The organism is Nocardia sp. NPDC050718, from assembly GCF_040654235.1.
Classification (GTDB): domain Bacteria; phylum Actinomycetota; class Actinomycetes; order Mycobacteriales; family Mycobacteriaceae; genus Nocardia.
The window spans coordinates 441,641-455,273 of record NZ_JBFAHQ010000002.1 but is presented as its reverse complement, the minus strand read 5'-3'; the positions used below and the strand labels follow the sequence as shown (position 1 = coordinate 455,273).

Genomic DNA, 13,633 nt, shown 5'->3' with positions numbered 1-13,633 from the left:
GTGAGTTCGGCGCGTAGCCGGGCGGCGAGTGCGTCGACCTCGGCGCTGCCGATCTCGGTTCGTCCGGGCCGATTACAGGGCTGTGCCGCAGTCCACGCATTAACAATACGGGTAGACCCGTATTGTTAATCGCATGAGTTCACCCGCTCCTGCCGGACGCCCCCGCGACCACCGCACCCACGCGGCCATCCTGCACGCCGCCGAACAGCTGGTCGTCGAGATCGGCTACTCGGCCACCTCGATCACCGGGATCGCCGCACGCGCCGGAGTCGGTAAGGACGCGATCTACCGACGCTGGACAGGGAAACCCGAGGTCGTCTACGAAGCGGTGTTCACCCGTGTCGACCTGGGACCGGTACCCGACGAGGGCACAACGCGGGCCGACGTCACCGCGCTGATCGACGCGTTGATCGACGAGCTCAGCGCGCCCGCCGCGGCCGCCGCGCTCCCCGGTCTGCTCGCCGACTTCGCCGCGGACCCGAAACTGCGCACCGTGCTGCGTGATTCGTTCCTGGCCCCCGCGAAGCTGCGGATGGTCGAGATCTTCGAACGCGCGCGTGCGCGCGGCGAGGTGGGCGAGGACGTCGCGATCGAGCTCGTCCTCGACGCGATCGCGGGCACGATCTTCTTCCACCTCGGCGTCCTCGGCGAACCACCGACACCCGACCTCGCCGCCCGGCTCGGCAGAATCGTCACGGCCGGAATCGGGCCGCGATGAACGGGTACCTGCTGACCGCCGGCCTGCTCGCGACGGTCGTGTCGGCGATCCATCTCGTCGGCGGGCATGTCGATCCGGTGCGACCGCTGCTGACCTCCTCGCTGGCCGATGTCACGAAGCGGACGCTGCATTCGGTGTGGCACATGGTCAGTGTCGACCTGCTCGCGACCGCGGCGACCCTGCTCGCCTTGGCGTGGTGGCAACCGGCCGGGACCGAACTGGTCGCGGCCCTGACCGCGGCACGGTTCGCGGGATACGCGCTGGTTTTCTTCGTGATCGCGCTACGGATGCCCGGCCGGGCCGCGCTCCTGCGATTGCCGCAGTGGATAGTGTTGGCGCCCATCGCGATACTGGCCGGATTCGGCGCGAGGTAGACGCGGGCAAGGGCCATTCGATCGGACAGAGCCAGACACCGACACCGATTCGACCGACCACGCGGGCGGCGCCGCCCGCGGTCGGCAGCTACGGAATTGTCCAGTTCCGTTCGCATGGCAGTCGCGGCAACAACAGCGCAGCGGTATCGGCCAGCGTTGTGGCGATGGCGTCGGTATGAGTCGCGTTGAACGAGGCCACGAATCGGCGTGCGGCGCTCGTGCACGCCTCATAGAAGAGGTCCAAGCAGTCGCCCCCGATTTCTGACCAGTGGATCCGGACGATCACATCCGGCTCCGGAAACCGTGGGGCGAACTGCTCGAACATGGTGGGGACCAATCAGTGAGGAGATGACGACAACTACGCGGTGTGTCCGCTCCGGCGGAGTCGACTGGTGAACAGGGATGCGCGGCGGGGACCTCGGCTCAGCCGAGGCTGAAGGGCTGACCCCACAGCGTCACCCAGCTGGTGACGCGGTCTGTCACGATTTCGACGCTGACGAAGGCGCGCGCTTGCGCGTAGCCACCACAACCGGTCAGGCCGATCGTCTGATCGGACCAGGTCACCGAACCGCCGGTACCGGAGAAGACGTTGTAGACCTTGTGGTCCTCGGCGCCGAAGTCGTCGGCCTTCTCGCGATCCAGAATGTAGAACGACCTGGCCTGGCCCGGCCCGAGCGACAGCTCACCGCTGGTGCCGACGCCCGCACTCGCGTTTCCTTCCCAGTCCGAGGCCCCTTCCACGCCGCCGCCGACACCGCCGCCTGCGATGTTCACCTGACAACCGACGACATAGCCCGGGATGATGAGCCCGCCCGCCCCGGAACCGGTGCCGGCGACGTCGACCTGAGCCGAGCCCGAGACCCACGCATTGCGGTGCACGGGTGTCGAGCCGAGCGAGGGGTTGATATTCGCCGACTCCCCGGTCAGCCGGACGGTGACCACAGTGCCGTCGGACAGGGTTTCGACAAGTTCGCCCCCGGGCAACGGGACGAAGGTGTCGGCGGCCGACGCAGGCACAGCGGCCAGGGCGAGCGCGAGGGAAGCGACCGCGCCGAAGCCGAGTCGAGTGGAATACTTACGGTTGGACATCGAATTCACCTTGGTGGGTTCACGTTTCGCGATACGACGCGATGGACGATGGTTTCGGAAATTGCCGGCCGCTCAGCCGATGCTGAAGGGAGCACCGTAGAGCGAGGTCTTGGAATAGTGGTCACCGATGATCTCGACCACCGTGTACGCGCGGGCCTGCGCGTAGCCCGCACAGCCCTGGATCTCGATCTCGGCGTCGCGGTATTCCACCGAGTACACGCCGGGCTCCAGAATGTCCTTGTAGTCGATCTGCACGAATTTGACCTCGCCGGGACCGAGATTGACGCCGATCGAGCCGCCCGCACTGACCCCGGCCGTCGAGATCCCGCCGGATACACCCGCACCGATCGCGTCGTCGGCGATGCTCACCTGACAGCCGACGATGTAGCCGGTGTTCAGTTGCGAAGCGCCGTGGGTGGACGAGTTGTTGCTCCCCGGCAGACCGGCCGGACCGTTGGTCGGGCCGACTTCTCCCGCCGGCGTGACGGTGACATCCGCGCTCGCCCGTCCGGACACCCACACCACCCGACCCACGCCGTTGCCCGCCATCGATGGCGAGACCACGGCACGCTCACCGGTTCGTGTCACGGTGACACCCGGCCCCGACTTGGCCCCGTCCGGGAGCGGGACGAACACATCGGCGGCCGCCGGGATCGACGTCGCCATAGCGAAGGACACCGCGGCGATACCGGAGACACCCAGTACGACGGACAGTCGTGTCCTTGCCCAACGAGAACTCATGATGATCAGAATCTCCTCTTGATTCCGGGAATTCTCGATCTCCGGGTGGCAGACCGAGTGGCGCACATCACTCTCGCGATGTGATGCGAAACACTGCCCTTCGGCCGGGTGACCCGGCTACGTAGTTGTGCACCTTCCCGGCCTCGACCGCGCAGCAAACTGTCCTATTCCTCGATCGGTGCGGGAAAGCACAATGCCGGGATACCCCCCCCCCCCCCGCATTCTTCGAGGTATGAAATGTCAGTTGCCCCCGCCCAGGCAGACGGTGGAACGTCGGCTCCGCTGAGCAAGGCCCGACTCCTGGCTCTGTGCGCTTCCGGCGCGATTCCGGCCGTCGGCATCGCCTCGTTCCCGCTGTTGCTGGTGGGACCGGCCGGCTACGGCAGCTGGGTGGCCGCGCTGCTCACCGCGGCCATCGGCTTCGCACTGGCCCGGATCGTCATCGTGTTCGCCCGCCGGTATGTCTCCTCGGGCTCACTGGCGTCGTTCGTCGGCGAGGTCTTCGGCCGGTGGGCACGAACTGTTGTCGCGGCCGCACTGATGCTGGGCTACCTGGGACAGCTGATCGGCATCCAAGTGCTGTTCGCGATCTATCTGTCGAGTTTTCTGGCCGGCATGGGGGTCGATGCCGCGACATCGCCGACGTCGATGGTCGTGATGTTCCTGGTGTCGGGCGTGGTACCCGCGGTGATCGCCCGGCGTGGGCTCGACGCCTCCGCCCGGGTCGCGATACTGCTCACCGCGGTCTCGGTCCCGGTCCTGCTGTTCATCAGCGGTGCCAGTGCGTGGCACACCGGGCTCGAACTCGACCGGCAGCTCTCCCTCGAGGGCGCTTCGATCTCCGGCATCGTCATCGGCCTCGGTGCCGCGGCCGCATGGCTGGTCAGTTTCGAGAGTGGTGCGACGCTGGCCGAGGAGACCACCGACCCGAAGAAAACGGTCCCGCTCGCCGTTCTCGTCGTTCCGATCCTCGTCTTCGGCTATTTCCTGATGACGGTCCTGCAGATTCCCGGCCTGATGCGGGTCGGTGACCAGCTGGCCGCGGGGATCTCCGCACCGGCGGCACTGGCTGTCGAGGCCGGGCTCGGCGACGGCGTGGCCCGAGCCACCGATCTGCTGCTGGCGGCAGCGGTTTTCGCGGCCCTTCTCGGATACACCAACTACCTCTCACGGATCCTGGCCGCCTCCGCCGAGGACGGTCTGTTGCCACGGCTCTTCGCTCGGCGAAACCACGATTTCGGCACGCCGAGCCGCGCGATCGGGTTCGCGGCGGGCGCCTCGACATCGATCTTGATCGGCACCGTGGTCATCAGTGCGGACAGCTTGCTCACGATGTACTCGGCACTGGCGACGATGACCGTCTACCTCTGGGTGCTGCCCTACGTGCTGATCTGTGCCGCGGCGGTCGTTCTCCTGGTCCGCGAGAACGCGCTGGGAATCGGTGTGGTCTGCTGCGCGGCGATCGGTGCGCTGGGGATGGTCTGGCCGTGGGTCAACAGCTTCATCAACCCTCCGGCTCCGCCCATCGATGCGATGACCTACGCCGCCGTGGCCGCGGTCGCCGCGCTGGGTCTGACGCTGCGGATCATCAGACGTCGAAGCGACGCAGCGGGGTCCACCCGCCACGCCCGCGGCCTCGACAGGGAGCCGGCCGGCGACTGACAGTTCGTCACTCGGCGATTCAGCAGTTTGCACACAGAACCGCCGGAATCCGCACGCTTCCTCAATGGTTTGCCGGATGCCGGTGCAGCGAGTATCGATGCACCGCCGATCCGACGATCAGGAAGTAGGAGTCAGCATCATGGTTGCTGCGAAGACTCGACGAGGCCGGCCTCTGCCGACCGGGCATGGTCCGCGGTCGACTGTGCGCGTCACCGCTGCCGAGGTGGCGTGATGGCCGCGCGCACGCCGTCCTTATCGCAGCGGCTCATCCGTTGTGCGACCATCCTCTGCGGCAGAACTCCGGCGGCGATACTGAATCTGTTCGCGGACGCGCCGACCAACAAGGCCGGCAGTCGAATGGCCCCGGAGATCGCCCTGCTGATGAAGGCGATGGCCGACGGGCCCGATTACAGCGATCACGAGCCGGTCCGGGCACGCGAGATGCCCGACGCAGACAGCGCCACCTTCGCCGAAGTGCTGCCGCCGCTGTACCTGGTGGAGGATCTCGAGTTGCCAGGTGGTCTGGCGGCGACACGCTACCGCGCCTCGGCGGAATCGGCCGGACTGCTGGTGTATTTCCACGGTGGTGGCTTCGTTCTCGGCAACCGTACCGGCTACGACGCACCAGCTCGTCGGCTCGCGATCCACAGTGGGCTCGACGTACTGGCCGTGGAGTATCGGGAGCACCCCTTTCCCGCTCCACTCGAAGACGCCCTCACCGCATGGGATTTCGCCGTTGCGCTCGCACCCGCGTGGGGGATACCGGCGACGCGGGTCGCGGTCGGTGGCGACAGCGCGGGGGCCAATATCGCCACCGTGCTCGCCAGCCGACTCCGTGGACGCGCGGTGGTCCCGGCGGCCCAGGCGCTGCTGTACCCGGTGACCGATCTGTCCGTGTTCTACGACTCGCATCGCGAGTTCTCCGATTCACCGGCGTTGTCGGTCAAGCAGATCGGGTGGTTTGTCGACCATTACCTCCCCCCGGGGATCGAACGCCACGATCCCCGGGTTTCGCCGATGCAGGCGCAGGATCTGTCCGGATTGCCGCCCGCGGTGGTCGCCGTGGCCGGTTTCGATCCGCTGCGCGACGAGGGCATCGACTACGCCGAGCGGCTCGCCGCGGAAGGCGTGCCGACGCGGCTGTTGCGCGAGGAGAAGCTGGTACACGGATTCATCTCCTTCACCGCGTTCAGCCGGACGAGCCGCGCGGCGACCGTGCGATTCGCCGAAGCCATCGCCGAAGTGATGACCCCGAATCCACTGGAGAAAGCGAAGAGATGAACGATCCCCATTCCACGCAGTTGACGCCGCTGTCGTATCTGCGGCGTTCGGCCGACGTCTACCCCGACCGCCCCGCCGTGGTCTACGGCGACATCACGATGACCTATCGGGAACTCGCCGACGCCTCGGAGACGATCGCCCGGGGGTTCCTGGAAGCCGGTGTCCGTCCCGGCGACCGGATCGCCTATCTGACCCCGAACATCCCGCAGGCGCTGGTCGCGCAGTTCGCCGTCCCGCTCGCAGGCGCGATTCTCGTCGCGATCAACACCCGGCTCTCCCCTGCCGAGATCGCCTATATCTGCGATCACAGCGGCGCCTCCGTGCTCGTCTACGACTCCGAATACTCCCCTCGCGTCGCGGAATTCGCGCCGGATCTGCAGACGGTCCAGACGCTGGTCGCGATCACCGATCCGGCCGCCGCGCCCGCCGGCGACCCGGTCGCGTCGTCCACTCCGCTGACCGAACTGCTCGAGCTCGGACTCACCTCGACACGCGAATTGTCGTGGTCGGTCCCCGACGAGAACGACGTCATCTCGATCAACTACACCTCCGGCACGACCGGCCGCCCCAAAGGCGTCATGTACACCCACCGCGGCGCGTATCTCAACGCGCTGGGCGGCATCGTCCACTCCACCCACACCGATCGCAGCGTCTACCTGTGGACCCTGCCCATGTTCCACTGCAACGGCTGGGCGACCGGCTGGGCGGTAGCCGGCGCGGGCGGTACCCAGGTGTGCCTGCGCGAGGTACGGGGCGAGGTGATCTGGGATCTGATCGACCGGCACGGCGTCACCCATCTCAACGGCGCGTCCACCGTCGTCAACACGATCCTCAACGCCGCGAACGCCCATCAGCTGACGCGGCGGCTGACGGTGACGACCGGTGGCGCACCGCCGAGCCCCACACTCATCTCCCGGATGAGCGACATGGGCCTCGAGATCGTCCACGTCTACGGTCTCACCGAGACCTACGGCCCGATGTCGATCTGCGTGGAGCAGCAGGCCTGGGCAACCCTGGATACCGCCGAGCTCGCACGCCTGCGCGCCCGGCAGGGTGTCGCGATGATCCAGGCCGATCGGCTACGGGTGGTACGGACCGACACCGCCTCCGACGAGCTGGCGGACGTACCCGCCGACGGCAGCACCATGGGTGAGATCGTGATGCGTGGCAACAACGTGATGAAGGGGTACTACCAGGACCCGGAGGGCACCGCGAAGGCGTTCACCGGCGGCTGGTTCCATTCCGGCGATCTCGGTGTCATGCACCCGGATGGCTACATCGAGCTACGCGATCGGGCCAAGGACATCATCGTCTCCGGCGGCGAGAACATCTCCACCGTGGAAGTCGAGCAGGCGCTGCTGTCGCATCCCGCCGTCGACGAGGTCGCGGTCGTCGGCGTTCCCGACGACAGGTGGGGCGAACGGCCGAAGGCATTCGTCATCCTGCGGCCCGGGCAGACCGCGACCGCAGCCGAGATGCGCGAGCACGTGACCGCGCGGCTCGCGCGGTACAAGGCGCCACGGGATATCGAGATCGTCGGCGAGCTGCCCAAGACATCGACGGGCAAGATCCAGAAGTTCGTACTCAAGGACCGTGAGTGGGACGGGTACCGCGACCGGGTCCGCGGCTGAGCACGAAAAACGGCTGACCCGAACGGGATCGCGAGACGCGCGAGGGGTGGCACCGTAAGTCCGGTGCCACCCCTCGGTCGACGCGGGCCTGCCCTGGTCGACTACCCGCCGATCATTCCGAGACCATCCGTTGGATCCACGGTGACAGCGCACGCAAGGTCGCGGCGATCAGCAGCCCGCCGACGCCGACGCCGATCAGATACGTCAGTGTCGGGATCACGGTGAACAGGATTCCGAGGATCCCCGACAGCGCCGCACCACCGCCGATGACGATCACGCCGAGCGCGGTCAGCTGGCTCCGGAAGTTATCGGGGGCGATCCGTGTCACCAGCGACAACGTCACCGGATTGACGAACACCTCGGATACTCCGGCGATCGCCATCGTCGCCATGACCAGGATCGGGGAGACGGTCTTGCCCGGGCTGAACTCGCTCAGCAGCAGGATCAAGTAGGACGAGGACACCAGGACGAGTCCGACCGTCACCTTTGTCGCCGCGCCGAACCGGGCAAACCAACCGCGTGCCCACAACCGCGCGATAACGGGCGTCAGGGAGACTCCGAATACCGAGAACGAGGCAATCAACCACGCCCCGGGCATCTCCCAGTCCAGCACGCGAAGATCGACCCGGTCCGCGATGAAGAGGGCCATCGTGGTGAAGATCTGCAGCAGAATCCCGTAGTACAGCACCGCGGCGACCCACAGCGGCAAGAACCCGAGAACCCGACGCCGCTCCACAGCGGTCGTGGTCGGCGCTCGCAACACGACGCCGAACAAGGCCGCAGCGCAGACGACGATGAGCCCACCGGCCAGGTAGGTCAGACCCTCCGGTGGAACGACGCCGGAGGCGACAACCGCGACGAGCAGCACCGCCGCCACAGCCCCGACCGTCGCGGGAACGAGCAGTGCGCGGCCGCGGACCGGGTCGGCGACGATCGCCGACTCCGCGGGCAGTCGCGAGTAGCCGACGATGTACTGGACCAGGCCGAGAGCCATCCCGATCGCGGCGATCACGAAGGCCGCGTGGAAGCCTGCGACCGACTGCATCCACCCGGTGGCGAGCGGACCGATCAGGGCACCGGTGTTGATCGCCATCAGGAAATAGGAGAAGCCGGCGTCACGGTAGGCCGCGTCGGCGGGCAGCAGGCGCCCGACGATCACCGAGATGTTCGTCTTGAGTGCGCCGGTACCGACAGCAATGCACACCAGCCCCACCGCCAGGCCCGGTAGTCCGGGGACCACGGCGAGCGCGATGTGGCCCGCCATGATGACGACACCACCGGCCAGGACGAGAACCCTCGGTGGGATCAACCGGTCGCCGAGCCAGCCGCCGACGAACTGCATGATGTAGACGAACGCGCCGTAGGCACCCACGATCCCGACGGCCGAGTCCGTCGGCAATCCGAGACCGCCGTCGGTGACGGAGTAGAAGAGATAGAAGCTGAGAACGGCCTGCAATCCGTAGAAGCTGAACCGTTCCCATACCTCGGTGGCTGCCAGTCCCCAGAACTGGCGGGGTAATCGGCCGGTCGGCTTCCGGCCGGCGGTGAGCTGCCCCGTTTCGATGGTGCCAGGAGACTTCATACCGCCACGTCCTGTCGTCCGGACAGCGCCAGTGCCGACATGCCACGCTCACCCAGGCCCGAGTCGATGGCCGCGCGCATTCTCGCCATGGCCGCCGAATACATGAGCGCACGGTGTCCGTGCGCCTCCATGGCGTGCACCACGGCCACGCTCGGGTCGTGGAAGGTGGTGATCGTGGCCTGATCGGTGCTGTGCTCGCCACTGCTCACCGCTGCCGAGATCGTGGGGACCGCCTGCGCCAGCAGCGCGATCATCATCGCCGTGAGCGCATCGATCTCGTCGCGGGTGACGCCCTGATCGGCGGCGAAGGCCACCGCCTCGATGTAGCTGACCAGCGACGGGACGAAGAACGCCCCGCACCACTCCGCCATCGCCTTCGCGGCCCCGATACCGCCCGGCAGATAGCGTGTGCCACCACCGAGCGCTGTCAGTTGCTCCGCATGGTCGGCCCACACCGACGACGGGCCCGCGTAGCAGAGGAAGCCGTCCGGGGTCCCGATCGCGTCGGGATAGCAGACGATCATGCCGTCCAGGTACCGCGCGCCGGTAGCAACCACCCTGGCTTCCAGCTGCTCGGCGTCTGCCGGTGTGCCGGCGGTCAGGTTGACCACAGTCGTACCGTCCCAGCCGGACTCGACATCGGCGATCGCCGACCACAGGGTGTCGTAGCCGGTAGTACAACCGATGACGAGCGGCGCCGCGGCGATCGCGTCGCCGATGTCGCGCACAGCGGTGATTCCGTCGACGGCCAGCGCCTCGGCCTTGCTGTGCGTGCGGTTCCACGCGGCCACGGATATCCCCGTGGCGGCGAACGCTCGCGCGATGGCGGACCCCATCAGTCCGCACCCGATCACGACGACCTCATGGGGACGAATCGTTTCTGCCATGTCAGTTCCCCGATCGTGTCCGGCTGTAGCGAAAGACCCCGAGCAGGACCGCGACCGTCGCGATCATCACGTAGATCATCTTGCTGGCGGCTCCCGGCGCGGCGTCGGCGATGCCGCTGATCAATACCCACGTCATCGACACGGCGCCGATCACCGACGCGCCCCACAGCCAGGGGCGGATCTGCCCTTCGCGCACCGTCTGCACGACGGCCGCCACCGCGATCAGGATGTAGGGCAGCACCCAGAGGTCGATCACGAGCGCGGCGGTCATCGTGTAGACCTCGACGATGTTCCGCAGCAGGCTCGCGGAAACCACGAGCCATCCCAGGCTCGCCACCGCGACGCCGACAATCGCGGTGACCGGAGTGCCGCGGCGGATATCCACCCGGGCGAACGCCGGGGGAAGCAGGCCGTCTTCGGCCAGCCGCACCACAAGTCGCGCACCGTAGTTCAGGAAGGCCAGCGCGGAACCGACCGACGCGATCGCGAGGACCAGGTCGCTGAACTGCCCGATCCAGGTGGGCAGTCCGGCCTGTGCCGCGAGCGCGGCGGGCGCCGATACACCGGCCGCGAGGTCATCACCGGCGGCCAGCAGGCCGGGAACCGTCAGCATGATGAAGATCGGCATCCCGCCACCGATGACCACGGGCGGCGCGATGATCGCCCACGGAACATTTCGCCGTGGATCGGCGGTTTCGGTCGCCAGCGCGGCGCAGCTTTCGAAGCCGACCAGCACCACCATGCCCAGTGCGGCGCCACGCAGCGCGCCGCTGATCTCGAAGCTCGCGAAGTCCAGCTGGGCCGCGACGTCGATCCCGGTGTGGACGGCACTGGCACCCACGATGAACAGCACCAGCGGCAAGGAGACGACGGTCAACACGATCGCCGCCCAGATCGAGGTATCGAGTCCGCGCACCGCGACGACGGCGATGACACCGATCGTCACCGCGCCGATGATCAGCAGGGAACCGAGCTTCGCCGCGGACTCCACGCCCAGCGAATGCAGAAAACTCCCCAGATACATTCCGACGACGACGATCAGACCGGCGACTCCCGTGATGTACGCACCCAGCAGCGAGGCCCCGACAATCTTCTTCGACCACGGCGCGAAAACGTAGCCGACATAGGAATACAGCGAACCCGACGCCACATAGCGACGCGCGAAGTGAATGACAGAAGCCCCGATACAGATCGTGGCGATCATCGACACCGATGCGGACACCCACGCCATCGCTCCCACTGCGGAGAACATGATCAGGGGGCCGGTGGCGAAAGCGACAGCGGGCACGAATGACGCCAGGCTCAGTGAGACCAGCGTCGCCCGGCCGATTCCCCGCTGCCCCGGTCTCTCGGTATCGCGCGCGTCCGCGCTGTCTGCCTGCGCGGCCGCTGGTTCAGGCACATATCCACTCATCAGTGGCGTCCACCTTCCATGTACTTGCTGTCCCGAATGGTTGGCGCACCACTGAAAACTCAGCATCGATAGCTGCGAACAGCCGCATGGTGGGAGTCAATGCGGCAGGAAGACAAGAATCGAAATCGGCAGGTTCCGCGTATCGAACGGGTCGATGCGCTCGCCTTGCCACCACCTCGGATCGCACTGTGTGCGATGTCTCATTCTGAGTTCGGAGTGATCTGCATCTCTACAGCATTGTGCTGCACGCCGGAACGGGTGCCGGGGCACAATGCCTACCGCGACACCTCGCTCCGGACGTGGTCAGCCGATCGCGGACGCGTCGCTGATCTTCTGCTCCAGCGCGGCCTCGTCCATGAAGTACACGTCGCGGACGATCTTCAGGGTCTCGGGATCGAACGTCGAGTAGCCGGTCCCGATCCAGGTGACTCCGGCACCTTCCCCACCCGGTGTGCCCGTCACTTCGAAGAGCACACCGATGGTGTCGCCTTCGACGAACGACGCGGCCACCCGTGGGGTCCAATCGGGAAACGTCGCGAACATCTCTTGGAATCCGGGAACGAGTGCCGACTTGTCGCCCACGGTCCCGCCGGCGCCGTTGACGACCACGCACTCGTCGTCGAAGTATTCGAGAACTGTGTCGAGATCGCGAGCAGCGACCGCAGCGCAGATCTCGTTCATTTTCCCGGTGTAGACGGCGTGTTTGGAAATGGACACGGGTCCTCCTTCACAGTCGCAGCGGGCGGGCCGCCCGAGCCAATCGAGTGAGTGGCGTGTGTGACACCTTGCTCGCTGGATTGTGCGACGACCTACACCAAGAGGCACCGCGCTGGGCGTCCTCTCGGTGCAAGGTGCACTGTGACTCACGCCATATCTGGAAATATGCTGTCTATTCGGAGAAGGTTCGGGAGGCAAACGGTGAACGCCAAGAATGATGACCAACGGCAGCCTTCGCAGCGCGTGCGCGAGCTCTTCCGCACAGCGGCTATCAAGATGCAGGAGCATTCGATCGAGATCGCCCAGGAGATGTGGGAGGCCGGCCAGCGAAGTCTGGGTGCGGGTGCACTGACCGAGGACCCGATCCTCTCCGAGGTGGATCGCCTCTTCACCCGCTCGATACTGAACCATTGGCTGATGGCCAATATCGACGATCCAGGCTGCCCGGTGAAACTGGAAATGATCGCCGACGCCAGGAACTACGCGCGCGATCTCGCGTTTCGCGGCCTCGATGTCAGCGACATCGGACCGTGGCGCGCGGCGCAGCGGGTCGGCTGGTCGGCGTGGTTGAGGTTCTGTTTCGACACCACCGACGACAAGGACCTGCTGCGTGAGTTGGTCGAGGTCTCGGGGAATTCGCTGGGAGACTCCCTCGACGAATCCAGGTCGACCATCGTCGCCTATATCGAGGAAGCGCGGGCCGAGCTCAACGAGGGGCCCGAAGTGGAACGTCTGGCCACACTGCAACTGCTGCTCCGAGGTGCGCCGATCACGCGTCCCCGGGCCGAGGCCCAGCTCGGTTACGCGCTCACCGGGCACCACTTGGCGGCCATCATCTGGGCCGATTCCTTCGATCAGCCCGCAGGCCTCGAGCAGGCCGCCGAGCTGGTGATGCGAGCATCGGGTGCCCAACGCCGTCTGACACTCGTCGCGGGCACCGCGACGCTGTGGACATGGATGCCGGTCAACCGTGTGCCGTCGCGCACCGAACTCGACGAGATCGTGGCACAGATTCCCACTGTCCGGATCGCGGTGGGGCGCCCGGCGCACGACGTGAACGGATTCCGGCGCAGCCATCTCGATGCCGCCACCGCGCAGGGGCTGCTCACCCGTCTCCGGTCCCGATGTCGCGCGGTTCGATTCGAGGACGTGCAGCTCATCTGCCTGCTCACCAACGATCTGGCCGAAGCGCGCCAGTTCATCGCCGACACGCTGGGCGGATTGGCGACGGCCGAGCCGGTGTTGCGGGAGACCGCACGGGTCTACATCGCCGAACAGTTCAATATCTCGAAGACGGCCGACCGCATGTTCGCGCACCGCAATACGATCGATCGCCGCCTCGCCCGGGTAGACGAACTGCTGCCTCGTCCCCTCGCACAGAATTCAGCCGCCGTCGACACCGCGCTGGCACTGGTCCAGCTGCAGACCGGCGAATAGTCCAGCGCGGAAGCGCCTTTCGCGTCGACCGCGATCGTCGCGGTCGACGCCTGGCTGGGCGGCGGTGTCACCGCCCAGCCAGGATGTCACTGCCCTGCCG

At 66.7% G+C, this 13,633-nt stretch carries 13 protein-coding genes; 6 read left to right on the top strand and 7 right to left on the bottom strand.

Translation table 11 applies throughout. The features are described 5' to 3' along the window. The first annotated feature begins 133 nt into the window (after positions 1 to 133). Both AB0H54_RS11570 and AB0H54_RS11565 read left to right on the top strand, forming a co-directional pair. Positions 134 to 718 (top strand): TetR/AcrR family transcriptional regulator, encoded by a 585-nt coding sequence (locus AB0H54_RS11570; protein ID WP_357344862.1) that lies wholly within the window; start codon positions 134 to 136, stop codon positions 716 to 718. Beyond that, the gene (locus AB0H54_RS11565; protein WP_357344860.1) at positions 715 to 1,092 is read left to right on the top strand and encodes a hypothetical protein; all 378 of its coding nucleotides are present in this window, start codon (positions 715 to 717) and stop codon (positions 1,090 to 1,092) included. The genes AB0H54_RS11570 and AB0H54_RS11565 overlap by 4 nt, the downstream gene beginning before the upstream one ends. Before the next feature lie 88 nt (positions 1,093 to 1,180). Here the strand turns inward: AB0H54_RS11565 and AB0H54_RS11560 are convergent, their stop codons facing one another. The 3 genes from AB0H54_RS11560 to AB0H54_RS11550 all read right to left on the bottom strand — a co-directional run bounded on the left by AB0H54_RS11560 (position 1,181) and on the right by AB0H54_RS11550 (position 2,922). Further along, entirely contained in the window at positions 1,181 to 1,417 is a 237-nt protein-coding gene (locus AB0H54_RS11560; RefSeq protein WP_357344858.1) for a hypothetical protein, read from the bottom strand. 98 nt (positions 1,418 to 1,515) lie between these two features. Further along, positions 1,516 to 2,181, bottom strand: coding sequence for an MspA family porin (locus AB0H54_RS11555; RefSeq protein ID WP_357344856.1), 666 nt, complete (start codon positions 2,179 to 2,181; stop codon positions 1,516 to 1,518). 72 nt (positions 2,182 to 2,253) lie between these two features. Continuing rightward, positions 2,254 to 2,922 carry an MspA family porin gene (locus AB0H54_RS11550; RefSeq protein ID WP_357344854.1) on the bottom strand — a complete coding sequence of 223 codons (669 nt, stop codon included), beginning with the start codon at positions 2,920 to 2,922 and terminating at the stop codon, positions 2,254 to 2,256. Positions 2,923 to 3,159: 237 nt separating this feature from the next. Here AB0H54_RS11550 and AB0H54_RS11545 point away from each other — a divergent pair, with 237 nt between their 5' ends. The 3 genes from AB0H54_RS11545 to AB0H54_RS11535 all read left to right on the top strand — a co-directional run bounded on the left by AB0H54_RS11545 (position 3,160) and on the right by AB0H54_RS11535 (position 7,496). After that, positions 3,160 to 4,584, top strand: coding sequence for an APC family permease (locus tag AB0H54_RS11545; protein WP_357344852.1), 1,425 nt, complete (start codon positions 3,160 to 3,162; stop codon positions 4,582 to 4,584). 231 nt (positions 4,585 to 4,815) lie between these two features. Then, entirely contained in the window at positions 4,816 to 5,865 is a 1,050-nt protein-coding gene (locus AB0H54_RS11540) for an alpha/beta hydrolase (RefSeq protein ID WP_357344850.1), read from the top strand. Next, positions 5,862 to 7,496 carry a long-chain-fatty-acid--CoA ligase gene (locus AB0H54_RS11535; RefSeq protein ID WP_357344848.1) on the top strand — a complete coding sequence of 545 codons (1,635 nt, stop codon included), beginning with the start codon at positions 5,862 to 5,864 and terminating at the stop codon, positions 7,494 to 7,496. Before AB0H54_RS11540 ends, AB0H54_RS11535 begins: the two co-directional genes overlap by 4 nt. A gap of 112 nt (positions 7,497 to 7,608) precedes the next feature. Here AB0H54_RS11535 and AB0H54_RS11530 read toward each other — a convergent pair whose 3' ends face one another. From AB0H54_RS11530 to AB0H54_RS11515, 4 genes are all read right to left on the bottom strand, one after another. After that, complete coding sequence (locus tag AB0H54_RS11530) at positions 7,609 to 9,078, bottom strand: oligopeptide:H+ symporter (protein WP_357344846.1); 1,470 nt, start codon at positions 9,076 to 9,078, stop codon at positions 7,609 to 7,611. Further along, positions 9,075 to 9,965, bottom strand: coding sequence for an NAD(P)-binding domain-containing protein (locus AB0H54_RS11525; RefSeq protein ID WP_357344844.1), 891 nt, complete (start codon positions 9,963 to 9,965; stop codon positions 9,075 to 9,077). Before AB0H54_RS11525 ends, AB0H54_RS11530 begins: the two co-directional genes overlap by 4 nt. Position 9,966: 1 nt before the next feature. Further along, positions 9,967 to 11,367, bottom strand: a complete 1,401-nt coding sequence (locus AB0H54_RS11520) for an APC family permease (RefSeq protein WP_357344842.1) — start codon at positions 11,365 to 11,367, stop codon at positions 9,967 to 9,969. Positions 11,368 to 11,682: 315 nt separating this feature from the next. Continuing rightward, positions 11,683 to 12,096: a nuclear transport factor 2 family protein gene (locus tag AB0H54_RS11515; RefSeq protein ID WP_357344840.1), complete on the bottom strand. Its 414-nt coding sequence runs from the start codon at positions 12,094 to 12,096 to the stop codon at positions 11,683 to 11,685. 141 nt (positions 12,097 to 12,237) lie between these two features. On the opposite strand from AB0H54_RS11515, the gene AB0H54_RS11510 reads away from it, so the two are divergent. Continuing rightward, positions 12,238 to 13,533: a helix-turn-helix domain-containing protein gene (locus tag AB0H54_RS11510; protein ID WP_357344838.1), complete on the top strand. Its 1,296-nt coding sequence runs from the start codon at positions 12,238 to 12,240 to the stop codon at positions 13,531 to 13,533. The last annotated feature ends 100 nt before the right edge of the window (positions 13,534 to 13,633 follow it).